Origin of the sequence: Oceaniradius stylonematis (genome assembly GCF_965223445.1) — a bacterium.
Classification (GTDB): Bacteria; Pseudomonadota; Alphaproteobacteria; order Rhizobiales; family Rhizobiaceae; genus Roseitalea; species Roseitalea stylonematis.
Genome location: NZ_OZ244994.1, coordinates 3,488,352 through 3,509,452 on the forward strand (window position 1 = coordinate 3,488,352; position 21,101 = coordinate 3,509,452).

A 21,101-nucleotide genomic window follows, 5' to 3' on the forward strand; every position below is an offset into this window, starting at 1 on the left:
GGCGTTTCGGCCGGCGCTGTCTTCGGAGGAGGGCGCTGTGCCCGAATGCGGCAAGGTTCGATCCGGTGCGGAACATCCGCACCGGTCACGGTTCTTGAAACCCGTCCGCGTTTGGACGGCAAAGGGAGGAAAACGATGAAGACCAGAATCACCCTCATGGCGGCGGCATTGCTGGCCGGTTCCGCGCTCACGGCGACGACCGCCACGGCCGACGAGACGTCGATCGCTACGGTCGTCAAGATCGCCGGCATCCAGTGGTTCAACCGCATGGAAGAGGGCGTCAACCAGTTCGCCGAAGACAATGGCGTCAACGCCTTCCAGGTCGGACCGGCCCAGGCCGATCCGCAGCAGCAGGCGGCGCTGATCGAGGACATGATTGCGCAGGGCGTCGACGCGCTCGCCGTCGTGCCGATGTCGCCCGAGGCGCTCGAGCCCGTGCTCGGCCGCGCCATGGAGCAGGGCATCACCGTCATCACCCATGAGGCGGCTGCCCAGCAGAACACCAACTATGACATCGAAGCGTTCCGGAACGAGGATTTCGGCGCCAACCTGATGGAGCAGCTGGCCACCTGCATGGGCGGTGAGGGCGAATATGCCGTCTTCGTCGGCTCGCTGACCTCGCAGACGCACAATCAGTGGGTCGATGGCGCGATCGCCCATCAGGAGGCCAACTACCCGAACATGACGCTGGTCGGCGACAAGAACGAGACCTTCGACGACGCCCAGAACGCCTACCAGAAGGCGCAGGAAGTGCTGCGCGCCTTCCCCAATGTCAAAGGCATGCAGGGCTCCGCCTCGACGGACGTGGCCGGTATCGGCCTGGCCATCGAGGAACGCGGCATGGAGGACGACACCTGCGTGTTCGGCACCTCGCTGCCCTCCATCGCCGGCCAGTATCTGGAAACCGGCGCGGTCGACGGCATCGGCTTCTGGGACCCGTCCGTGGCCGGCTATGCGATGAACAAGCTCGCCATGATGGTAATGAACGGCGAGGAAGTGACCGACGGCATGGATCTGGGCCTTGAGGGCTATGAGAGCGTCGCGCTCGAAGGCAAGGTCATTTACGGCCAGGCCTGGGTTAATGTGAACAAGGACAACATGGCCGACTATCCGTTCTGATAGAACGGCCTCCCGGGGGAGCGGCGCGTCCAGTCCGCGCCGCTCCTTTTCTTTCATCTCCGATTTTGCTTGAAGTCATTGCATGGCAGCGGCAACCCACGGCGCCCTGGTCGACATGAGGGGCGTGACAAAACGCTACGGCGGCGTCACGGCGCTCGACGGTGTCGATTTCACCGTCAATGCGGGCGAGGCGGTGTGCCTTGCCGGCGAGAACGGCTCGGGCAAGTCGACGCTGATCAAGATCCTGTCGGGCGTCGAACAGCCGACCGCCGGCACGATCTCGATCAACGGCACAAAACGCACCAATCTGAACCCGCGCGTTTCGGCGGCGGCGGGCGTGATGGTGATCTTCCAGGACTTCTCGCTGTTTCCGAACATGTCGGTCGCAGAAAACATCGCCTTTTCGACCCAGCTCGGCGAGAACCGCAGACTGTTTGACCGCGGCCATGCGCGCAAGCTCGCGCAATCGGTGCTCGAACGCATCGGCGTCGACATCGCGCTCGATGCGCGGGTCGAGAGCCTGCCGGTGGCGCACAAGCAGCTCGTCGCCATCTGCCGGGCTTTGGCCTCCGAGGCGCGCCTGATCATCATGGACGAGCCGACCACCGCGCTGACCGAGCGCGAGGTGCGGTCGCTTCTGGCCATCATCCGCCGGCTGAAAGAGGAGGGCGTCGCGGTCCTCTTCGTCAGCCACAAGCTGGCCGAGGTGCTCGAGGTCTGCGAAAAAGTGTTTGTTTTGCGCAACGGCAAGAAAGTCGCCGAAGGGCCGGCGACCGAATTCGATGCCGCTTCCCTGACGCGCCACATGACCGGCCGCGACGTGCCCGAAGCGCCGCCAAGCGCGGTCACCGAAGGCTCGAAAACGCTTCTGGAAGTCGAACACCTTTCCAAGGACGGCGCGTTCGACGATGTCAGCTTCGCCCTCAAGGCGGGTGAGGTGCTGGGCGTCTCCGGCCTTCTGGGCAGCGGGCGCACATCGCTCGCCAAGGCTCTGTTCGGCCTTGTCGCGCCCGACAGCGGCGCCATCCGGCTCGACGGCGAGGCGTTCGCGCTCGGCGATCCGATCGCCGCCGCATCCGCCGGTATCGGCTATGTTCCGGAAGACCGGTTGACCGAGGGCCTGTTCCTGACCCAGTCGATTGCCCGCAACATCGCCGTCGGCCGGCTCGACGCGCACGAAAGGCGCGGCTTCCTCGATCTTGGCGCGCTCATGTCGGAAGCAACCGACTGGCTGACGCGGCTGAAAGTCAAGGCGCCCGACCCGCAGGCGCCGGTGCGCTCGCTTTCGGGCGGCAACCAGCAGCGTGTCGCGCTGGCCCGCTGGCTGTCGCGGGCGCCGCGCGTGCTGGTGCTCAACGGGCCGAGCGTCGGCGTCGATGTCGGCTCGAAGGCCGACATTCACGACATCATTCGCGATCTGGCCCGCTCGGGCATCGGCGTCATCGTCATTTCCGACGATTTGCCCGAACTTCTGGCCACGTGCCACCGCATCCTCGTCATGAAGGCGGGCAGGGTGGTCGACGAGATCGCCGGCAATTCGGTCACCGAAGACGAACTGGCGCACAGGTTGGCATCATGAGCGGTCTGCTGCCCGAGGGGTTCTGGACCCGCAACGAGACGCTGGTGGCGATCGTCATCGTCCTTTTCTGCGTCCTCGCCACCGCGTCCGATCCGCTGTTCTTTTCGGCGACGACGCTGACCGACCTTCTGCGCGCATCCATCGTGCTCGGCATCCTGGCCGTCGCCGCCATGCTGGTGCTGGTCTCCGGCGGCATCGATGTCAGCTTCACCGCGATTGCGGTCTTTGCCATGTATGCGACGACGGTCCTGACGCTGGCGCTGATGCCGGACCTGCCCTGGTATCTGATCTTCGGCATTTCGATCGGCATCGGCGCGTGCCTTGGCGCGATCAACGGCATCTTCATCGCCGGGTTCGGACTGCCAACGCTGATCGTCACGCTTGGCACGCTGTCGGTGTTTCGCGGGTTCCTGCTGACCTTCGTCGGCTCGCAGCGCATTTCCGCCTTGCCGCCGGAGATGCGCGAATTCTCGCGCATGATGATCACCCGTGGCACCACCGAAGCGGGCAACTTCTACGCCTTGCCCTGGGCGTTCGCCGCGCTTGTTTTCGTCGTCGTGCTGACCTGGTTCATCCTGCACAAGACGATGCTCGGCCGCTCGATCTTCGCCATCGGCGGGTCGGTGGAAAGCGCAAGGCGCATCGGCATCAATGTCCGCGCGACGCAGTTCTTCGTCTATGTCTATGTCGGCGCGCTGGCCGGCCTTGCCGGCATCATCCATGGCGCGATGGGCCGCATGGCCGACCCGTTCTCGCTGGTCGGCCTCGAACTGTCGGTCATCGCCGCGGTCGTTCTTGGCGGCGCGCGGCTGATCGGCGGCTACGGCACCATCACCGGCACGCTTCTGGGCGTCGCGCTGATCGTTCTGGTCCAGAACAGCCTGATCGTCGTCGGCATCCCGTCGACATGGCAGTCGGTGACGATCGGTCTTCTGATCCTTCTGGGCACCGGGCTTCCCGCCTGGCAGGCCAAGCGCGCCGCCGCGCGGGCCGCATGAGGTAATCCGATGTCAGCTTCCAACGCCCGAACCTCCATGACCGCCACGCCCGAGTTCAGGCTGGCTGTGATCGCCGTGGTCGTCTTTGCGATGATGTCGATCCTGTCGCCGGACCGGTTCCTGTCGGCCCAGAACCTGACCTCGATGGCCTTTCAGTTCCCCGAATTCGCGATTCTGGCGCTGGCGATGACCATCACCATGATGACCGGCGGGATCGATCTGTCCGTCGTCGGCGTCGCCAATCTTTCAGCCGTCGTCGCCGCGCTCATCCTGACCCAGTTCGCGAGCCCCGACATGGACGTCCAGCAATCGCTGTTCTGGCTGGTGATCGCCATCGCCGCCGCGCTGACAGTGGGTGCCGCCGCGGGCCTGATGAACGGCGTCCTTGTCGCCTGGTTCGGCCTGCCGCCAATCCTGGCGACGCTCGGCTCGGGTCTCGTCTTCACCGGCTTTGCCGTCGCGATGACCGGCGGCAGCGCGGTCATGGGCTTTCCCGATGTGGTCGCCTGGCTCGGCAATGAGCGGCTGGTCGGCATCCCCGTGCCGCTGATCGTCTTCGCGCTTCTGGCGCTTGGGCTGCACATCGTCCTGACGCGGACCAGCTTCGGCCTGAAGGCCACCATGTATGGCGCCAACCCGCTCGCCGCCTTCTTCGCCGCCATCGACATCAACAGGCTCCTGATCCGCGTCTATGTCACCGCCGGCATGTTCTCGTCGGTGGCCGGTCTGGTGATCATGAGCCGCGCCAATTCGGCCAAGGCGGACTATGGTTCGAGCTATCTGCTGCTGGCCGTGCTCATCGCCGTTCTGGGCGGCGTGAACCCCTATGGCGGCTATGGCCGCGTGATCGGCGTCGTCCTGGCGGTGCTGTCCATGCAGTTCCTGTCGAGCGGGCTCAACATGCTCCAGGTCTCCAACTTTGCCCGCGAACTGATCTGGGGCGCGCTGCTGATTTTCGTGATGGTCGTCAACACGCGGCAGGGGCCCGGACTGGCGTCCTTTTTCAGAAAGACCAAGCCCACGGGCTGACCGGGAGGAACCGATGAAGAAGATCCTGAACGATCCCAACGCCTATGTCGACGAGATGCTGGCGGGCCTTGTGGCCGCCCATCCCGAGCACTACCGGCTGCATGGCGACAGCGGCAAGGTGATCGCCCGCGCCAAGGACGGCAAGAAGGGCAAGGTCGGCATCGTCACCGGCGGCGGTTCGGGCCATCTGCCAGTCTTCACCGGCTATGTCGGAACCGGGCTTCTGGACGCCTGCGCGATTGGCGACGTGTTCGCTTCGCCCAGCGCCGAGCAGATGGCCGATGCGATCCGCGCCGCCGACCAGGGCGCCGGCGTCCTGCGCCTTTACGGCAATTATGGCGGCGACGTGATGAACTTCGACATGGCCGGCGATCTGGTCGAGTTCGAGGACATCACATGCACGACCGTGCTTCTGGCCGACGATGTCGCCTCGGCGCCGCCCGAGGAAGCCGAAAAGCGCCGCGGCGTCGCCGGTATGGTCTATGCCTTCAAGATGGCGGGCGCTGCCGCCGAGGAGGGAAGGGACCTCGACGCCGTCACCGCCGTTGCGCAAAAGGCCGCCGATGCGTGCCGCTCGATCGGCGCCGCGCTCAGCCCGTGCACCGTGCCGCAGGCGGGCAAGCCGACCTTCGAGATCGGCGACGACGAGATGGAAATGGGCATGGGCATCCATGGCGAGCCCGGCGTCTGGCGCGGCAAGCTGCGCACCGCCGACGAGATCGCCGGCGAGATGATGGATCGCCTTCTGGAAGACATGCCGCTCGAAAAGGGCGACCGCGTCTCGGTGATGGTCAACTCGCTGGGCGCCACGCCGCCCGAGGAGCTCTATATCCTCTACCGCATCGTCAAGCAGCGGCTGGAAGGCGAGGGCGCCCAGATCGTCATGCCGCTGGTCGGCCGCTATGCCACCTCGATGGAGATGGCCGGCGTCTCCTTCACCCTGTGCAAGCTGGACGATGAACTCGAAAAGCTGTTGAACGCGCCCTGCGACTGCGCCTTCTGGAGGGTCGGATGAGCATCGACCGCGCCGCTCTGATCGCCGGTATCGACCGGCTGGCGGCGGCCATGGAGCGCGATTTCGACATGCTCAACACCGCCGACGGCGCACTCGGCGACGGCGATCTGGGCGTGACGATGACGCGCGGCATGCGGCTGGTCGCCGAAAAGGCGCCCGATCTGCCCGACGATCTCGGCATGGCGCTTCTGCAATGCGCCCAGGCCTTCACCAAATCGTCCGGCTCGTCCTACGGCACGCTTCTGGCGACAGGGCTGATGGCGATCGCCAAGGCGGTCAAGGGAGAGACGGAGCTAAGCGCCGGACGGGTTTCCGAACTGGTGGCCGCCGCCCGCGACCAGATGCAGGCGCGCGGCAAGGCCGAACTGGGCGGCAAGACGGTACTCGACAGTCTCGATGCGGTGGCGTCGGCGACCGAAGGCCTCGGCGATCCGGAAGCGGTGGCGGACGCGGCGGCGCGCGCCGCCGGGGAGGCGCTCGATGCGTTTCGCGACAAGAAGGCCACGATCGGCCGCGCCCGCATCTTCGGCGACAAGAGCATCGGCATGGACGATCCGGGCATGCTCGCCATGAACCGCATCGTCAAGGCACTGGCCGACCGGCAGGATTGAACCCGCCGGCTGACGGGCCGGTCAGACCAGCGGGTCGCGCCCGCCATAATGCCGGTCGGGATAATCGGCATGCAGCGCCTGGTCGGCTTCGGTGAACCGGCCGCGCGCGAAATTGTGCTGGTGCCAATAGGGATAGATCAGCGGCAGCCGGCTGGCATCGTTGAGCGTCTGCAGTTCGTCTTCGGTGAGGACCAGATCGACCGCGCCGAAATTGTCGGTGAACTGGCCGGCATTGCGCCCGCCGACGACGAGCGACGAGATGGCCGGCCGGCTGAGCAGCCATGCGAGCGCCACCTGCGCGCCGGACACGCCGCGCGCCTCGCCGATGCCGACAAGCGCGTCGACGATCCGCCACAGCCGTTCCTCATCGCGGATCGGCGGCTCGTTCCAGCCCGCCGCCTGGCGCGAGCCTTCCGGCGCATCGGCGCCGCGCCGGTGCTTGCCGGTCAGAAGGCCCGCCGCCAGCGGGCTCCAGACCAGAACGCCAAGGCCCTGGTCGACAGACAGCGGCAGCAGCTCATATTCGGCCTCGCGCGCTTCGAGCGTGTAATGGATCTGCTGGGTCGCGAAACGCGCCCCGCCGGCGCGGTCGGCGGCGGCCAGCGATTTCATCACATGCCATGCCGAATAGTTCGAGCAGCCCGGATAGCGGATCTTGCCCTGCTGCACGAGCGTGTCGAGCGCCGCCATCGTCTCTTCGACCGGCGTCGTGCCGTCCCATTCGTGGATGTAGTAAATGTCGATATGGTCGCGCCGCAGCCGCTTGAGCGAGCGTTCGCATTCGCGGATCAGATGAAAGCGCGAGGCGCCCTCATCGTTCGGCCCGTCGCCGATGCGCATCCGCGCCTTGGAGGTGACCAGAAGATCGTCCTTGTCGGCCCGGCCGTCGAGCACTTCGCCGAGGATTTCCTCGGACGTGCCGGTCGAATACATGTTGGCCGTATCGAACAGGTTGACGCCATTGTCGGCGCACAGCGCCACCAGTTCGCGCGCCTCGGCGACACCCTGCTTGCCGACCATGGCGAACGGGCCTTCGCCGCCGAAGGTGAACGTGCCCATGGTGATGGCCGAGACCTTCAGGCCCGTCCGACCCAGCGTCCTGTACTGCATTTTTTTCCTCCCGCACTGTCCCTTTTGGCCGATGCGGCAGAAGAGCCGCACGCCGGTCTGCGCGCCCTTGTCCATTTGTGCACCATGGCGCCGGTGAGGCCAAGGCTTCGGCAACGATTTATGCTGATTTTTCCGGGGGTTCGCACATGCGCGCCGGGCCGGCGGGGGCTGGGCGCACGGGCAGATGGCTTGAACGAGCTTCAAACTCGAACGCTTCCAAGGCCACAAGCGTGGCCCGGGCTTTCGCCCGCCCTCGCGGAGCCGCCGAGCGAAGCAAGGCTGGCGTGAGCGAAAAGATGGTGCCCCCTGCCGGACTCGAACCGGCACGGCCGAAGGCCGAGGGATTTTAAGTCCCTTGCGTCTACCAGTTCCGCCAAGGGGGCACGGCGAAAGACCTAGACCGTTTTGCCGGCCGATGGAACGGGTGGGGCGCCATCGTTCCGCCGGCAACGGGCCGAACGAAAACGGGCCGCGCAATGCACGGCCCGTTGTCATCATCGAACGGTCTGCGCCGGTCAGCTCAGCGGCACGAGTTGGATTTCGACGCGGCGGTTCTGCGCGCGGCCCGCTTCGGTCGCATTGTCGGCCACCGGCCGCGTTTCGCCAAAGCCCGTGACCACCATGCGCTGGCCGTTGACGCCGCGGCCGGTCAGATAGTTGGCGACCGACTGGGCGCGCCGCTGCGACAGGCCCAGATTGTAGCTCTCGTCGCCGGTCGAATCCGTGTGGCCGTAAACGTCGATCAGCGTCTGGTTGTAGCGGTTGAGCACCAGCGCAACCGAATCGAGCGTTGCGAAAAAGGCGGGGATCACCTGGTCCTGGTCGACCGCGAACGTGACGTTGGAGGGCATGTTCAAGATGATGTTGTTGCCGACGCGCGTCACCGACACGCCGGTGCCCTGAAGCTGGGCGGCCAGTTCGGCCTGCTGGCGGTCCATATAGTTGCCGACCGCGCCGCCGGCCAATGCGCCGATGCCCGCGCCGATCAGCGCGTTGCGGCGGTCGTCGCCGCCGGCCAGAACGCCAAGGCCCGCGCCGGCCAGCGCGCCGGCGCCGGCGCCGATCGCCGTGCGGCTGGTCTGCTGCTGACCCGTGAACGGATCGGTGGTCGTGCAGGCGGCGGTGAATGTCAGCGTCGCCGCAAGCGCAATCAGTGTCTTGGTCTTCATGGAAACCCGTCCTTTCCGGTGAAAATTTCCCGTCCCGCAAGGCGCATGGCGGCAAAAAACGGCCAAAATGCGTTGCCGAGCCCGTATGTGGCCTCACTATGGCACAGCCGCCCTGCGGGCAAGCCGCGGCGGTTCATGCCGGCGCGCCCAGATGCCGGCGGGCGATGTAAAGCGCCAGAACGGCGGCATTGGAGACGTTGAGCGAACGGATCGCGCCGGGCATGTCGAGGCGCGCCAGATCGCTCACCGTGGCGCGGGTTTTCTCGCGCAGGCCCTTTCCCTCGGCGCCCAGCACGAGCGCGATCCGGTCCCCCGCGACGGTCTGTTCGAGCGGCTTCGGCCCGTCCGAATCGAGCCCGATCGTCTGGAAGCCGCGATTGTTGAGTTCGCCAATCGCGTTGGCGAGATTGCGCGCATGGATGATCGGCAGATGTTCGAGCGCGCCGGAGGCGGCCTTCGCCAGAACACCGGACTCTGCCGGACTGTGCCGCGCCGTCGTCACCAGCGCGTCGGCCGCCATCGCCACGCCCGAGCGCATCAGCGCGCCGACATTGTGCGGATCGGTGACCTGGTCGAGCACGATGACGAGCTTTGCCGTGCCCAGATCCTCGAGCGTTTTCGGCGCCAGCGCGTCCGCTTCGATGGCAATGCCCTGATGCACCGCATCGGGACCGGTGAACGCGTCGATCGCCGGCGGACGGACGATCTCGACCGGAAAGGGCAGGGCGCCGATATCGCCGACCGCAAGCCGGGCGAGCGCGTTCTCGGTCGCCAGCATCCGGTGCACTTTGCGCTCGTCATTTTCGAGCGCGGCGCGCACCGTGTGAAGGCCATAGAGGGCCACACGTCCCTCGGGCAAGGCTACCGGGTCGCCGCCTTCGCCGCGCGCCCGCTTGCGGTCGCGGTGATCGCGCCTGAGCCGGGCGTAATGAGCATCCTTGGGGGTCGGGGGCATTTTCCGGGAAGGGGACTTGGGCTGGTCGGACATGGCGCACATATAGACACAAGGGCGTTCAAAGCGAACGCCCAATTGCCCTGCGGCGGAATTTGCCGCCTTATGGCCGTTCGGCGCGCGGCGCGTGTTGACAGCGCCTGTGGCGCGCATCATAAGGCGCGTCGTCGCGGCGCTGTCGCGGCAATGCCCGGCACCCGCCGCCATGGAGGAGTGTCCGAGTGGTTAAAGGAGACGGACTGTAAATCCGTTGGCTATGCCTACGCTGGTTCGAATCCAGCCTCCTCCACCATCGGCGTGCCGGAAGGGCGGACCTGTTCCGCCCAGTGCGGGTATAGCTCAATGGTAGAGCAGCAGCCTTCCAAGCTGAATATGCGGGTTCGATTCCCGCTACCCGCTCCAGTCTTCCGACGCTGTCGTTTTGCAGATGTCTTGTGAGCGCCGTCGCTCGCAAGGCCTCGGCCCTGTTGGGGTGTGAATAGATGCTAGCTTTCACCAGGAGCAGTTGTGCTACCTGATCGAAACTGTCCGGAACGTGTAATTGTCCCTGAGGTCCAAGCTGACGCCAAACCTGATCAACTTGCCATTGGGAAAGCTACAGTTCTTTAGCCCGCTGAGCGTAGCGGCTCGTGCGTCGAATTTGGCGTCAAATCTGACACACAGCTCATGATTGGCGTTTGCGATACGAACATTTCGCCCGCGAACATTTCCCTGCGACAATTCTACTTCTCGATATCCCCACAGCCGGCCTTCGGTCCAAGCGGCGAGGTAAGCCCATCCCGCGGCTGAATTGATCGACGAGCGGCGAATGCACTCGCCAGGCACCATGATGTATCGTCCAGTCATTGACCAGCGGCCTGCCAGAAAATCCATGCCGACCTGGCTGGCAATCGCCACGTAAAGCTTCGAGTCGCTGTCATTGCAAAACTCTGTACCATACTGTTGGGCATGAGATTTGGCGGTGAAGAATGGAAAGACCAGTGCGACCAGCATCGAGAAAACAACCCGCTCGTGGTTCATTGCGTGCCCCTTTTCCAGCGTCACAGTCGCCTCAACGTGATAACAGTCGCTGCCCAAATATTTGGCAGTTCGCGGCCATTTGATATCAACTAGCCATCCGGCGTTCACCCTGTTTGACATCGGCCTCCAAACTGCGCAAGGCGCGTTATAGTGAGGTTGGCCGTTCACCAATTCTCCTGTTTCGCTGAATGCGGCGCCGACCGGTCTGGAGTGTCGCGGAGATGGCAAGCCAGGCTGACATAGTTGGAAATCGACAAAGGCTAGATTCCAAGAGGCCTTAGGCCTGCCCGAAATGATCAACCAGTTTCGCTTGGGAGCCAAAAAGCGCTGAAACTGGATATGCGGGTTCGATTCCCGCTACTCGCTCCAGCTCTTTTCGATTCAAATTGAGGTTGTTGCAGGTATTTCTTCGCCTTTTGCGCGAAGTTGGGGCATCACGCGCGCCGGCTCGTCGCCATCCATGCCCAGATGCATGAAGTCGATGAAGGCGCGCGCCGCTTCGTCCAGTTCCGCGTCGGCGGCCCAGGCAAGACCCACATCCATGCTCGGCACCTGGTCGGCCAGCGCCACCACCTCCACCCGCCGCCCGTCCAGCGACCAGGGCCGGTAGACCATGTCCGACAGGACCGTGACGCCCATGCCGTTTGCCACCATCGAGCGCACCGCCTCCACCGAAGACGTGCGGAAGATGGTCCTGGGGCGGTAGCGCGTGCGGTTCCAGTAGCGCTGCGCGGTGTTGGACGCCTCGTCCACCGTCAGCATGATGTAGGGCTCCTCGGCCACATCCTGAAGCGAGATGGACGGGTTCATCAGAAGCGGGTGCTGCGCGGGCAGCCACAGGCGCCGCCGCGAGCGCAGCAGCGTGTCATAGGCGATCCCCTCCTGGTTGACGATGTTGGAGGTCAGCATCACGGCGAGGTCGAACTGGCCGGTCACCAGCCCTTCCTCGATCTCGCCGCGCGGCGTCTCGGTCATCTTGATGTCGATGTTGGGAAAGTTGCGGGCAAAGCGCGCAACGAAGGGCGGCGCGTAATAGCCGGCCACGGTGTAGGTCGTCGCAAGGCGCAGCGTGCCGGTGACATTGTCGCGCATGCGCGTCGGCAGCCGCACCGCCTCGTCGACGGCGGCTGAAATGTGCACCGCATGTTCGAGAAACAAATTGCCTTCATAGGTCAGCGTCACGCCGGAAGAATGGCGCTCGAACAGGGAGGCGCCGATAATCTCCTCGAGCTGTTTGATGGCCGCCGTCACCGCAGATTGCGACACGTTCAGATCCTTGGCCGCGCGCGAGACCTGGCCGGCATTGGCGACGGCGATGAAATAGCGGATTTGACGCAGAGATGGTTCGATCAATTTTTTCGATTTCCAATATCGATTGATGCGATGATCTATGCCCACCATGTGAGCACGCCTTGCCCTTACAGGAGGCAAGGTTCATCGGGATTATGTCCGCTGATATGCTTAAAATCAAGATAAAACAAGGATTTCATACGAAACCTGATGACGCGAAGCGGTTTTGCTGCGCTTGCTAAGATCGCTGCACAGCAACAAAGCAGGCATCGAAAAATCAGATTTCGGATAGCCGACATTCGTATTTTACAATGCCCCGTGCCGCCCCCTAACGTTTCGGGACCGTCCGGCCTCACCCGGTTTGACGGCCATAGCGGCCCTGCGCCGCCCATCTGACAAACGAAGTGGAGGCGTTTGATGAGCACCAAACTCACAGCCCTATTGTGTTCGGCAGCGATTGCCGTCGCCGCGACCGGCGTTGCGTCGGCCGAAGACTGGTACCCCTATTCCGTCGAAAGCTGGGACCCGCCGTTCGACATGGCGAGCCCGCGCTCCAGCCTTGACTACACGCCGCTCGAGGCGGCTTCCCAGCCCTGGGAGATCTGCGTCTCGTTCCCGCACATGAAAGATGCCTACTGGCTCGGCGTGAACTACGGCGTCTCCGAGGAGGCCAAGCGCCTGGGCGTCAAGATGCAGCTCGTTGAAGCGGGCGGCTATACCGAACTGAACACGCAGATCTCGCAGATCGAGGATTGCGTGGCGGCCGGCGCCGACGCCGTGGTGATCGGCGCGATCTCGTTTGACGGGCTCAACAACATCGTCAGCGAAGTGCGCGGCCGCGACATTCCGGTGATCGACGTCATCAACGGCATGTCGTCTCCCGAACTGTCGGCCAAATCGCTGGTGTCGTTCGGCGAAATGGGTGCCAAGGCCGGTGCGTTCCTCGCCGAACAGCATCCCGAGGGCAGCGACGCGGTCAAGGCGGCCTGGTTCCCCGGTCCCGCCGGCGCGGGCTGGGTCGAAGCGGGCAACACCGGCTTCACCGGCGCCATCGAGGGCAGCGCCATCGAACTGGTCGAGACCAAATATGGCGACACCGGCAAGGAAGCCCAGGCCAAACTGGTCGAGGACACGCTGGAGGCCCATCCGGACCTCAACTATATCGTCGGCACGGCGGTGACCGCCGAAGCGGCGGTGCCGATCCTGCGCGCGCGCGGGCTGACCGACCAGATCAAGATCGTGTCCTATTATTACACGCCGGGCGTCGACCAGGGCATCCGCCGTGGCCAGATCCTGGCGGCACCGACAGACTCGACCGTGATCCAGGGCCGCATCGCCATCGACCAGGCCGTGCGCATCCTCGAAGGCGAGGACTATGAGAAGCATGTCGGTCCGGCACTCTATGTGGTGACCCAGGACAGCCATGCCGACTTCGATCCGTCCTCGACGCTGGCACCCGACGGTTTCCGTCCGGTCTTCCGCGTCGAATAAGCGGGCAATCGGGGCAACGCCGTGATGAATACCTCCCTGCATCACGACGAGGGCGCGCATGCTCAAGGTGCGCGCCCGCTCATCCAGACGCGCGCCGTCACCAAGGACTATCCGGGCGTCAGGGCGCTCGACGGTGTCGATTTCGAGCTCCGTCCTGGCGAAGTGCATGTGCTGTTCGGCGAGAACGGTGCGGGCAAGTCGACGCTGATCTCGATCCTTGCCGGTGCCAACCAGCCCTCGTCGGGCACGATTCTCGTGCGCGGCGAGGAGACCCATCTGGGCTCGGTGCACGAGGCGCGCGAACTGGGCATTTCGGCGGTCTTTCAGGAATTCTCCCTGATCCCGCAAATGACGGTGGCCGAGAACCTGTTCCTGGGCGCCGAACATGCGCGCTACGGCTTTCTCGACAAGAAGCGCCTGCGCCGCGAGGCCGAAACCATCCTCGATGAGCTGGGCTTTCACATCGCGCCCGACCAGACGGTCGATCATCTGACCCGCGCCGAACAGCAGATGGTCGAGATCGCCAAGGCGTTCCGCGACGAACTGTCGGTGCTGATCCTCGACGAGCCGACCGCGTCGCTGACCAATCACGAGACCGACCAGCTGTTCAAGCTGATCGGCGAATTGACCGCGCGCGGTGTCGGCATCGTCTACATCACCCACCGCATGGCCGAAATCCGCCGCATCGGCGACCGCATCACCGTGCTGCGCGACGGCCGCTACATCGATACGGTCGACGCCAAGACCACCTCCGAGGACGAACTCGTCCGCCTGATGACCGGCCGCATGGTCGGCGCCATCTTCCCCAAGATCAGCTTTTCGCCGGGCGAGGAAGTGCTGCGTGTCGACAGACTGACGACGCCGGACGATGCGGTCCGCGACGTCTCGCTGACGGTCCGCGCCGGCGAGATCGTCGGATTTGCCGGCCTCGTCGGCTCGGGCAAGTCGGAGACCATGCAGGCCTGTTTCGGCGCCCGGCCGGCCAGCGCCGGGACCGTGACCTACAAGGGCCAGCCGATCGGCGGCTCGTCGCCCGGCGCCAACATTCGCCGCGGCTTTCTCTACCTGCCCGCCGACCGCCGCACCGAGGGGCTGATGATGATGCGCTCGGTGCGCGAGAACATGTCGCTCGCCGCGCTGGACGCAAAGCAGGTGCGCAACGGACCGTTTCTGAGTCGCGCCGGCGAGGTGGCGATGGTCAGCGAACTGGCCGACCGGCTCAACCTGTCGCCCAACCGCATCGAGCGTGCCGTCGACCATTTTTCCGGCGGCAACCAGCAAAAGGCCATGCTGGCCCGCTCGCTGACGCGCGATTTCGACCTGATCGTCTTCGACGAGCCGACCGTCGGCGTCGATGTCGGCACGCGCGCCTCGATCTACGAATTCATTGCCGGACTGGCCGGACAGGGGGTCGCCGTCGTGCTGATCTCGTCCGACCTTCCGGAAATCCTGCACATGTCGAACCGCGCCTATGTGTTCTATCGCGGCGCCGTTCAGGCCGAACTGCCGGCCAGCGAACTGACGGAGGAAAACGTCTTGTCCCACTTCTTCGAGCGGGAGGCCGCGTGATGGCCGACAGTGCCACGACGACCGCGCCGCGCCGCAGCGCCTCGGACATGCTCAAGCGCCTGTTCGTGCGGCTGGGCATCCTGCCGTTCCTGCTGGTGATCGCCATTGTCGTCTTCACGCTGATGTCTGACAACTTCCTGACCGGCCGCAATTTGATGAACGTACTGCGCCAGTCGGTCTATCTGATGATCGTTTCGCTCGGCCAGATGCTGGCGCTTTTGACCGGCGGGTTCGACCTGTCGGTCGGCACGATCCTCGCCATCAGTTCGGTCGTCGGCGCGATGACGATGGCGTCCGTTTACGCGATGGCGCCCGACATGGTGTGGCTGGCGATCCTTCTGGGGTGCCTGGGCGGTGTCACCGCCGGCACGCTGATCGGTGTGGTCAACGGCGTCGGCGTTGCCTTCTTCAACGTCTCGCCCTTCATGATGTCGCTCGGCATGGCCTCGGTCGGCTTCGGCATCGCGCTCTATCTGACGGGCGGCGTTCCGGTCTATGGCATGCCCGTGGCGTTCGGCGACGTGTTCGGCTTCGGCACGCTTTTGGGCATTCCCGCGCCGGTCTGGGTCGCGGCCGGGCTCGTGGTCGCGCTTTACGTCTTTCTCTACCAGACCCCCTATGGCCGCTACTTCTACGCGGTCGGCGGCAACCTGAAGGCGGCGTCCCTGTCAGGCATCAACACCAAGGCGACGCTGTTCTTCACCTATGTGCTGTGCGCCGCCTTCGCCGCCATCGCGGGCATGCTGCTGACGGCGCGCCTCGACACGGGCGAAGCCAATATCGGCGCCTCGATGCCGCTTGAATCGATCGCGGCCTGCGTGATCGCCGGCGTCAGCCTGCGCGGCGGGGTGGGGCGTCTTGAAAACGTCGTGCTGGGCGCGCTGTTCATCGGCCTTGTGCAGAACGGCATGAACCTTGCCCGCATCGAATCCTATCTGCAGACCGTGGTGCTCGGGGCGCTGCTGATCCTGGCGGTCATCGCCGACCAGATCCGCCTGCGCTACGTCGCCTCGCTGAAAGACTGACCGGGGGAGACCGATGAGCGTCGATATCAATTGCGACATGGGCGAGAGCTTCGGCCTCTACAAGATGGGCGACGATGAAGGCATCATGCCGTTCATTACGCAGGCCAACGTCGCCTGCGGCTTCCATGGCTCCGATCCCAACCACATGCGCTCGACCGTCGAGCTTGCCAAGCGCCACGATGTGCGCGTCGGCGCCCATGTCTCGCTGCCCGACCTGCCCGGCTTCGGCCGGCGCGAGATGAAGATCGAGCGCGGCGAGATGGCCAACATCATCATCTACCAGATCGGTGCGCTGAACGGCTTTCTGCGTGTCGCCGGCATGGAACTGAGCCACATCAAGCCGCATGGCGCGCTCTATGGCATGGCCGCGCGCGAGCGGCACATCGCCGATGCTGTCGCCGATGCCGCGCAGGCCTTCGGCGTGCCGATCCTCGGCCTGGCCGGCACGCTGCATGAGGAGGTGTTCGGCGAGCGGGGCCTTGAGTTCCAGGCCGAGTTCTTCGCCGATCTCGACTATGCCGATGACGGACGCCTGATCATCACCCGCGAGCACGAGGCGGTGGAGCCGTCCGTCGCCGCCGAACGCGCCATCAATGCCGTGCGCGACGGCGTCAACGTCACCGTCGGCGGCAAGCGACTGCCGGTGCGCGCCGAGACGATCTGCGTCCATTCCGACACGCCCAACGCGGTGGCCATCGCCAAGGCCGTCCGCGACGCGCTATCAACCCTCAAGGCGGCCTGACCGCGAAAATCCAGGGAGACATCCATGGCCAAACACGAAATCCGCTCACCGATCCCCGGCACCTTCTACCGCAAGCCGGCGCCCGACCAGCCCTCGTTCAAGGAAGTCGGCGACACGGTTGCCAAGGGCGACACGATCGGGCTGGTCGAGGTGATGAAGACGTTCCACGAGGTGAAAGCCGACGCCGATGGCACGATCACGGCTTTCGTGCTCGACAATGAAGAGCCGGTGATGGCCGGCCAGCCGCTCGCGGAGCTCGACTGACCGATGCCGATCAAAAGGCTTCTCATCGCCAACAGGGGCGAGATCGCGGTGCGGATCATCCGCGCGGCGCGTGAACTGGGCATCGAGACGGTGCAGGTGCACAGCGCCGCCGATGCCGACAGCCGCGCCGTGCAGCTTGCCGACCGGGCGATCGATATCGGCCCGCCCCAGGCGGCCAAATCCTATCTCAATGTCGATGCGATCCTCGAGGCCGCCAGATCGGCGGGCGCCGACGCGATCCACCCGGGCTATGGTTTCCTCGCGGAAAACGCCGACTTCGCCGATGCGGTCGTCGCCGCCGGCATGGCCTTTGTCGGACCCTCCGGCGACACGATCCGGCTGATGGGCGACAAGGCCGCCGCGCGCCGGCAGGCGCAGGAGGCCGGCGTGCCGACCGTTCCGGGCAGCGATGGCGTGATCGAAGACATGGACGCTGCCAAGGCGCTGGCCGTCGATCTCGGCTTCCCGGTCATGATCAAGGCGGCCGCCGGCGGCGGCGGGCGCGGCATCCGCATCGCCCACAGCGCCGACGAGTTCGCAACGCTCGCCCCGCAGGCCTCGTCCGAGGCGCTCGCCGCGTTCGGCGATGGCGGCATCTATGTCGAAAAGGTCATCGAGCGGGCCCGGCATATCGAGGTGCAGGTGCTCGGCGACGGGACCGATGTCGTCCATTGCTATGAGCGCGAATGCTCGCTGCAGCGCCGGCGCCAGAAGGTCTGGGAGGAGGCGCCGTCGGTCGCCCTCAAGCCCGAGGTGCGCGAAGGGCTGTGCACGTCCGCCGTCGCGCTTGCCAAATCGGTCGGCTATTCGGGCGCCGGCACGATCGAATATCTCTATGACGATGCGACGGGCGACTATTACTTCATCGAGATGAACACGCGCATCCAGGTCGAGCACCCGGTCACCGAGATGATCTGCGGCGTCGATCTGGTCGGTGAGATGATCCGCATCGCGGGCGGCGAAAAGCTGCGGCTTGCCCAGGCCGGTCTGCGCGCCAGCGGCCATGCCATCGAGGTGCGGCTGAACGCCGAGGACCCGGCCAACAATTTCATGCCGTTCCCCGGCCAGATCGCCGAACTGACGCTGCCGGATGGGCCCGGCGTGCGGTTCGACCACATGCTCTATCGCGGCTACCAGATCCCGCCCTTCTACGATTCGCTGCTCGGCAAGCTGATCGTGTGGGGCGAGGATCGCGAGCACGCCATGGCCCGGCTCGGCCGGGCGCTGGGCGAATTGTCGGTGACCGGTTTGCCGACCACCGCGCCCCTGTTTCAGGCGCTGCTCGCCAGCGACGACGTTCGCGCCAGTGCGGTGCACACGCGCTGGCTCGAGCCTTGGCTCGAGGAAAACCAACACATGATCATGGACAGGGGAGGCGCCGCAGCATGAGTTGCCGTTACACATTTGGCGGGGATGAGCACATCTTCGTCGAGGTCGATGAGGCCATGTCGCTGGAGGCGTTCTTTACCAGCCTCTCCATGACAAACGCGGTCCGCGAGGCGAAGATCAAGGGCGTGACGGAAATCTGTCCGGCCAACGCCTCCTTCCAGATCAAGTTCAATCCGGACGAGATCCATCCCGACGACATGATGGCCGAACTCAAGCGGCTCGAGGCAACCGCCGAGAGCGCCGAGGCCAAGCTCGACACGCGGATCGTCGAAATCCCGGTCTATTATCAGGACCCCTGGACGCACGAGACGCTGATGCGTTTTCGCGAGCGCCATCAGGACCCCAACGCGTCCGACATCGAATATGCCGCGCGCATCAATGGCTATGACAGCGTCGAGGACTTCATCAAGGCGCATTCGGGCGCGCCCTGGTTCGTCTCGATGGTCGGCTTCGTCTCCGGCCTGCCGTTCCTCTACCAGATGGTCGACCGGCAGCGGCAGATCCAGGTGCCGAAATACCTGCGCCCCCGCACCGACACGCCCAAACTGACGGTCGGCTATGGCGGCTCGTTCTCCTGCATCTATTCGGTGCGCGGCGCGGGCGGCTACCAGATGTTCGGGATCACGCCTATGCCGATCTTCGATCCCCAGCAGCAGGTGTCGTACCTGAAGGACTTCATGGTGTTCTTCAAGCCCGGCGATATCGTCAAATGGAAGCCGATCAGCCGCGAGGAATACGACGCCGACGTCGCGGCCGTCGAAGCCGGCACCTTCATGCCGCGCATGGCCGAGGTCACCTTCTCGCTCGACGATTTCAACGCCGATATCGACGGCACCAACGCCAAGCTGATGGAGGCCCTCAATGCCGGTTAACGTCATCTCCGCGGGCATCGCCACCACCATCCAGGATCTTGGGCGGCCCGGCTATTATCATCTCGGAATTCCGCTCGGCGGCGCGATGGACCGTCTCGCGCTGCGCGCGGCCAACATGCTGGTCGGCAATGACGAAGGCGCCGCCGCTCTCGAGGCCGTCTTTGTCGGGCCCGAACTCGAATTCACCGAGGACGCCATCGTCGCTGTCACCGGCGCCGAACTGCCGCCCAAGCTCGATGGCCAGATCCAGCCGACATGGACAGGCTTCGAGGTCAAGGCCGGACAGACGCTCTCGTTCGATTTCCTGAAGAACGGCGCGCGCGCCTACATCGCCATCTCCGGCGGCATCGACACGCCGCCGGCGCTCGGCAGCCGCTCGACTTATGCGATCGGTGCGCTCGGCGGTGTCGAGGGCAGGGGCCTCCAGCCCGGCGACGCCCTGCCGCTTGGCGCGCAGCCTGTGGGCGCCAGCGCCGGCAAGTCGGTGCCCGACGAGATGCGCCGCATGCCGGGCAAGCCGGCCGAACTGCGCGTCCTGCCGGGGCTTTACTGGCACCGCATCACCGAGGCGGCGCAGAAAGGCTTTTTCGAGGACACCTGGAAGGTCGCCAATGAGGCCGACCGGATGGGTTACCGCTTTCAGGGCGGGCGCGTGCTCGAATTCGTCGAGCGCGAGCAGCCGTTTGGCGCCGGTGCCGATCCGTCCAACATCACCGATGCCTGCTATCCCTACGGTTCGGTTCAGGTGCCGAGCGGCACCGAGCCGATCGTGCTGCACCGCGATGCGGTCTCCGGCGGCGGCTATTTCATGATCGGCACGGTGATTTCCGCCGACATGGACCTGATCGGCCAGCTTCAGCCGCACACGCCGACCCGCTTCATCAAGGTCGACATGGACACCGCGCTGGCGGCGCGCAGGGAACGGGCCGAAACGCTCGATGCCATCCGTCAGACGCTGGCCTGAGAGGACAAGCGGCATAACAACAAGACCAGCATTGAAATGACCTTGTGCCGCCGGTCCCGTGCCGGCGGCCCTTTTTGTCTGGGGAGACGATCCATGTGTTCAGATGCCGCCCAAGGCACCGCCATCGGCACGGTGCTGATCGACAATGACCGGACCCGCGTGACCGAGTGGCGGTTCCGCGAAAAGGGCGCCAACACCGGCTGGCACACGCATGCTTATGACTATGTCGTGGTGCCGATGTTCACCGGCCAGCTCGAACTGCACGAGCCCGGCGGCACGCGGCGTCTGGCCGACCTGACCGAGGGTGTGCCTTACTTCCGCGAGGCCGGCGTCGAGCATGACGTCATCAACGCCAACGATGCCGAGATCGCCTTCATCGAGGTGGAGTTCGTGCGTTAGCGCCCGTCAGAGTTTGGCCAGACGTTCCAGCGCGCGCTTCAGCAGCGCCTGTTCCTCGGCGCTGAACGGCGCCAGCAATTGCGCGTCATAGTCGCGCGCGACCTTGCACAAATCGGCATAAACCTTGCGTCCCGCCGCGGTCAGCGTCAGCTTTTCGTGGCGCCGGTCGCTTTCCACCTTCTGGCGTGTCAGATAGCGCTTCTGCTCAAGCGCCGCGACGGCGCGGCTGATCTTGGTCTTGTGCATCTTGGCGCGCGTGCCGATCGCGTTGGCGGTCATCGCGCCATACCGGCCCAGATGGAACAGCACCCGCCATTCGGTGCGCAGCATGCCGTAGCGCTGCTTGTAATGGTGCTGGAAGGCAAGGCTGGATTCCTCCGCCGCCTGGTTCAAGAGGTATGGCAGGAAGGAGCGGATGTCGAAATCGGGCTGGTCGGTCATACCCCCAGATTGGCGCTTGTTAGTTACAAATTCAACTATTAGGGCTGGCCGCA

At 64.9% G+C, this 21,101-nt stretch carries 21 protein-coding genes and 3 tRNA genes; 17 read left to right on the plus strand and 7 right to left on the minus strand.

Annotated elements, in window-relative coordinates:
- The first annotated feature begins 135 nt into the window (after positions 1-135).
- From ACOQOU_RS17220 to ACOQOU_RS17245, 6 genes are all read left to right on the plus strand, one after another.
- The gene (locus ACOQOU_RS17220; protein ID WP_109769236.1) at positions 136-1,119 is read left to right on the plus strand and encodes an autoinducer 2 ABC transporter substrate-binding protein; all 984 of its coding nucleotides are present in this window, start codon (positions 136-138) and stop codon (positions 1,117-1,119) included.
- 82 nt (positions 1,120-1,201) lie between these two features.
- The gene (locus ACOQOU_RS17225; RefSeq protein WP_306024823.1) at positions 1,202-2,698 is read left to right on the plus strand and encodes a sugar ABC transporter ATP-binding protein; all 1,497 of its coding nucleotides are present in this window, start codon (positions 1,202-1,204) and stop codon (positions 2,696-2,698) included.
- Entirely contained in the window at positions 2,695-3,696 is a 1,002-nt protein-coding gene (locus tag ACOQOU_RS17230) for an ABC transporter permease (protein WP_109769238.1), read from the plus strand. The genes ACOQOU_RS17225 and ACOQOU_RS17230 overlap by 4 nt, the downstream gene beginning before the upstream one ends.
- A gap of 9 nt (positions 3,697-3,705) precedes the next feature.
- Entirely contained in the window at positions 3,706-4,725 is a 1,020-nt protein-coding gene (locus ACOQOU_RS17235) for an ABC transporter permease (RefSeq protein ID WP_306024824.1), read from the plus strand.
- 13 nt (positions 4,726-4,738) lie between these two features.
- Complete coding sequence (locus tag ACOQOU_RS17240) at positions 4,739-5,740, plus strand: dihydroxyacetone kinase subunit DhaK (RefSeq protein ID WP_306024825.1); 1,002 nt, start codon at positions 4,739-4,741, stop codon at positions 5,738-5,740.
- A complete protein-coding gene (locus tag ACOQOU_RS17245) occupies positions 5,737-6,351 on the plus strand; it encodes a dihydroxyacetone kinase subunit L (protein WP_306024826.1) in 615 nt (204 codons plus the stop codon). The genes ACOQOU_RS17240 and ACOQOU_RS17245 overlap by 4 nt, the downstream gene beginning before the upstream one ends.
- Before the next feature lie 21 nt (positions 6,352-6,372).
- On the opposite strand, the gene ACOQOU_RS17250 is transcribed toward ACOQOU_RS17245, so the two are convergent.
- From ACOQOU_RS17250 to ACOQOU_RS17265, 4 genes are all read right to left on the minus strand, one after another.
- The gene (locus ACOQOU_RS17250) at positions 6,373-7,461 is read right to left on the minus strand and encodes an aldo/keto reductase (protein WP_306024827.1); all 1,089 of its coding nucleotides are present in this window, start codon (positions 7,459-7,461) and stop codon (positions 6,373-6,375) included.
- A 297-nt stretch (positions 7,462-7,758) separates the two neighbouring features.
- Positions 7,759-7,844, minus strand: a tRNA-Leu gene (locus tag ACOQOU_RS17255).
- 132 nt (positions 7,845-7,976) lie between these two features.
- Positions 7,977-8,630 (minus strand): OmpA family protein, encoded by a 654-nt coding sequence (locus ACOQOU_RS17260; protein ID WP_109769242.1) that lies wholly within the window; start codon positions 8,628-8,630, stop codon positions 7,977-7,979.
- A gap of 133 nt (positions 8,631-8,763) precedes the next feature.
- Positions 8,764-9,585, minus strand: coding sequence for a TrmH family RNA methyltransferase (locus ACOQOU_RS17265; protein ID WP_306024828.1), 822 nt, complete (start codon positions 9,583-9,585; stop codon positions 8,764-8,766).
- 204 nt (positions 9,586-9,789) lie between these two features.
- On the opposite strand from ACOQOU_RS17265, the gene ACOQOU_RS17270 reads away from it, so the two are divergent.
- Together ACOQOU_RS17270 and ACOQOU_RS17275 are read left to right on the plus strand one after the other, a co-directional pair.
- Positions 9,790-9,874 (plus strand) — tRNA-Tyr (locus tag ACOQOU_RS17270).
- Positions 9,875-9,910: 36 nt separating this feature from the next.
- Positions 9,911-9,984, plus strand: a tRNA-Gly gene (locus ACOQOU_RS17275).
- A 108-nt stretch (positions 9,985-10,092) separates the two neighbouring features.
- On the opposite strand, the gene ACOQOU_RS17280 is transcribed toward ACOQOU_RS17275, so the two are convergent.
- Both ACOQOU_RS17280 and ACOQOU_RS17285 read right to left on the minus strand, forming a co-directional pair.
- Positions 10,093-10,722 (minus strand): hypothetical protein, encoded by a 630-nt coding sequence (locus tag ACOQOU_RS17280; RefSeq protein WP_306024829.1) that lies wholly within the window; start codon positions 10,720-10,722, stop codon positions 10,093-10,095.
- Between the two features lie 261 nt (positions 10,723-10,983).
- On the minus strand, positions 10,984-11,955 hold the full coding sequence (locus ACOQOU_RS17285) for a LysR family transcriptional regulator (protein WP_245412903.1): 972 nt from the start codon (positions 11,953-11,955) through the stop codon (positions 10,984-10,986).
- Between the two features lie 354 nt (positions 11,956-12,309).
- Between ACOQOU_RS17285 and torT the strand changes: the two genes are divergently transcribed.
- The 9 genes from torT (at position 12,310) to ACOQOU_RS17330 (ending at position 20,607) form a co-directional block, all read left to right on the plus strand.
- Positions 12,310-13,383 (plus strand): TMAO reductase system periplasmic protein TorT, encoded by a 1,074-nt coding sequence (gene torT / locus ACOQOU_RS17290; protein WP_109769243.1) that lies wholly within the window; start codon positions 12,310-12,312, stop codon positions 13,381-13,383.
- Between the two features lie 24 nt (positions 13,384-13,407).
- Complete coding sequence (locus tag ACOQOU_RS17295; protein ID WP_306024830.1) at positions 13,408-14,952, plus strand: sugar ABC transporter ATP-binding protein; 1,545 nt, start codon at positions 13,408-13,410, stop codon at positions 14,950-14,952.
- Positions 14,952-15,977, plus strand: coding sequence for an ABC transporter permease (locus tag ACOQOU_RS17300; RefSeq protein ID WP_109769245.1), 1,026 nt, complete (start codon positions 14,952-14,954; stop codon positions 15,975-15,977). Before ACOQOU_RS17295 ends, ACOQOU_RS17300 begins: the two co-directional genes overlap by 1 nt.
- A 13-nt stretch (positions 15,978-15,990) precedes the next feature.
- Positions 15,991-16,719, plus strand: a complete 729-nt coding sequence (pxpA, locus tag ACOQOU_RS17305; RefSeq protein WP_306024831.1) for a 5-oxoprolinase subunit PxpA — start codon at positions 15,991-15,993, stop codon at positions 16,717-16,719.
- Positions 16,720-16,743: 24 nt separating this feature from the next.
- Entirely contained in the window at positions 16,744-16,983 is a 240-nt protein-coding gene (locus tag ACOQOU_RS17310; protein ID WP_306024832.1) for an acetyl-CoA carboxylase, read from the plus strand.
- Positions 16,984-16,986: 3 nt separating this feature from the next.
- Positions 16,987-18,372, plus strand: coding sequence for an acetyl-CoA carboxylase biotin carboxylase subunit (locus ACOQOU_RS17315; protein ID WP_306024833.1), 1,386 nt, complete (start codon positions 16,987-16,989; stop codon positions 18,370-18,372).
- Positions 18,369-19,244: a 5-oxoprolinase subunit B family protein gene (locus tag ACOQOU_RS17320; RefSeq protein ID WP_109769045.1), complete on the plus strand. Its 876-nt coding sequence runs from the start codon at positions 18,369-18,371 to the stop codon at positions 19,242-19,244. Before ACOQOU_RS17315 ends, ACOQOU_RS17320 begins: the two co-directional genes overlap by 4 nt.
- Positions 19,234-20,208 (plus strand): biotin-dependent carboxyltransferase family protein, encoded by a 975-nt coding sequence (locus tag ACOQOU_RS17325; protein WP_306024834.1) that lies wholly within the window; start codon positions 19,234-19,236, stop codon positions 20,206-20,208. Before ACOQOU_RS17320 ends, ACOQOU_RS17325 begins: the two co-directional genes overlap by 11 nt.
- 93 nt (positions 20,209-20,301) lie before the next feature.
- Positions 20,302-20,607, plus strand: a complete 306-nt coding sequence (locus ACOQOU_RS17330) for a cupin domain-containing protein (RefSeq protein WP_306024835.1) — start codon at positions 20,302-20,304, stop codon at positions 20,605-20,607.
- Positions 20,608-20,613: 6 nt separating this feature from the next.
- On the opposite strand, the gene ACOQOU_RS17335 is transcribed toward ACOQOU_RS17330, so the two are convergent.
- Complete coding sequence (locus tag ACOQOU_RS17335; protein WP_306024836.1) at positions 20,614-21,048, minus strand: MarR family winged helix-turn-helix transcriptional regulator; 435 nt, start codon at positions 21,046-21,048, stop codon at positions 20,614-20,616.
- Positions 21,049-21,101 lie beyond the last annotated feature (53 nt).

What these genes read in the sequence shown, in the direction of transcription:
- ACOQOU_RS17220 (WP_109769236.1), top strand. Translation starts at nt 136, where the DNA reads ATGAAGACCAGAATCACCCTCATGGCGGCGGCATTGCTGGCCGGTTCC.
- ACOQOU_RS17225 (WP_306024823.1), top strand. Translation starts at nt 1,202, where the DNA reads ATGGCAGCGGCAACCCACGGCGCCCTGGTCGACATGAGGGGCGTGACA.
- ACOQOU_RS17230 (WP_109769238.1), top strand. Translation starts at nt 2,695, where the DNA reads ATGAGCGGTCTGCTGCCCGAGGGGTTCTGGACCCGCAACGAGACGCTG.
- ACOQOU_RS17235 (WP_306024824.1), top strand. Translation starts at nt 3,706, where the DNA reads ATGTCAGCTTCCAACGCCCGAACCTCCATGACCGCCACGCCCGAGTTC.
- ACOQOU_RS17240 (WP_306024825.1), top strand. Translation starts at nt 4,739, where the DNA reads ATGAAGAAGATCCTGAACGATCCCAACGCCTATGTCGACGAGATGCTG.
- ACOQOU_RS17245 (WP_306024826.1), top strand. Translation starts at nt 5,737, where the DNA reads ATGAGCATCGACCGCGCCGCTCTGATCGCCGGTATCGACCGGCTGGCG.
- ACOQOU_RS17250 (WP_306024827.1), bottom strand. Translation starts at nt 7,461, where the DNA reads ATGCAGTACAGGACGCTGGGTCGGACGGGCCTGAAGGTCTCGGCCATC.
- ACOQOU_RS17260 (WP_109769242.1), bottom strand. Translation starts at nt 8,630, where the DNA reads ATGAAGACCAAGACACTGATTGCGCTTGCGGCGACGCTGACATTCACC.
- ACOQOU_RS17265 (WP_306024828.1), bottom strand. Translation starts at nt 9,585, where the DNA reads ATGCCCCCGACCCCCAAGGATGCTCATTACGCCCGGCTCAGGCGCGAT.
- ACOQOU_RS17280 (WP_306024829.1), bottom strand. Translation starts at nt 10,722, where the DNA reads ATGTCAAACAGGGTGAACGCCGGATGGCTAGTTGATATCAAATGGCCG.
- torT (WP_109769243.1), top strand. Translation starts at nt 12,310, where the DNA reads ATGAGCACCAAACTCACAGCCCTATTGTGTTCGGCAGCGATTGCCGTC.
- ACOQOU_RS17295 (WP_306024830.1), top strand. Translation starts at nt 13,408, where the DNA reads ATGAATACCTCCCTGCATCACGACGAGGGCGCGCATGCTCAAGGTGCG.
- ACOQOU_RS17300 (WP_109769245.1), top strand. Translation starts at nt 14,952, where the DNA reads ATGGCCGACAGTGCCACGACGACCGCGCCGCGCCGCAGCGCCTCGGAC.
- pxpA (WP_306024831.1), top strand. Translation starts at nt 15,991, where the DNA reads ATGAGCGTCGATATCAATTGCGACATGGGCGAGAGCTTCGGCCTCTAC.
- ACOQOU_RS17310 (WP_306024832.1), top strand. Translation starts at nt 16,744, where the DNA reads ATGGCCAAACACGAAATCCGCTCACCGATCCCCGGCACCTTCTACCGC.
- ACOQOU_RS17315 (WP_306024833.1), top strand. Translation starts at nt 16,987, where the DNA reads ATGCCGATCAAAAGGCTTCTCATCGCCAACAGGGGCGAGATCGCGGTG.
- ACOQOU_RS17320 (WP_109769045.1), top strand. Translation starts at nt 18,369, where the DNA reads ATGAGTTGCCGTTACACATTTGGCGGGGATGAGCACATCTTCGTCGAG.
- ACOQOU_RS17325 (WP_306024834.1), top strand. Translation starts at nt 19,234, where the DNA reads ATGCCGGTTAACGTCATCTCCGCGGGCATCGCCACCACCATCCAGGAT.
- ACOQOU_RS17330 (WP_306024835.1), top strand. Translation starts at nt 20,302, where the DNA reads ATGTGTTCAGATGCCGCCCAAGGCACCGCCATCGGCACGGTGCTGATC.
- ACOQOU_RS17335 (WP_306024836.1), bottom strand. Translation starts at nt 21,048, where the DNA reads ATGACCGACCAGCCCGATTTCGACATCCGCTCCTTCCTGCCATACCTC.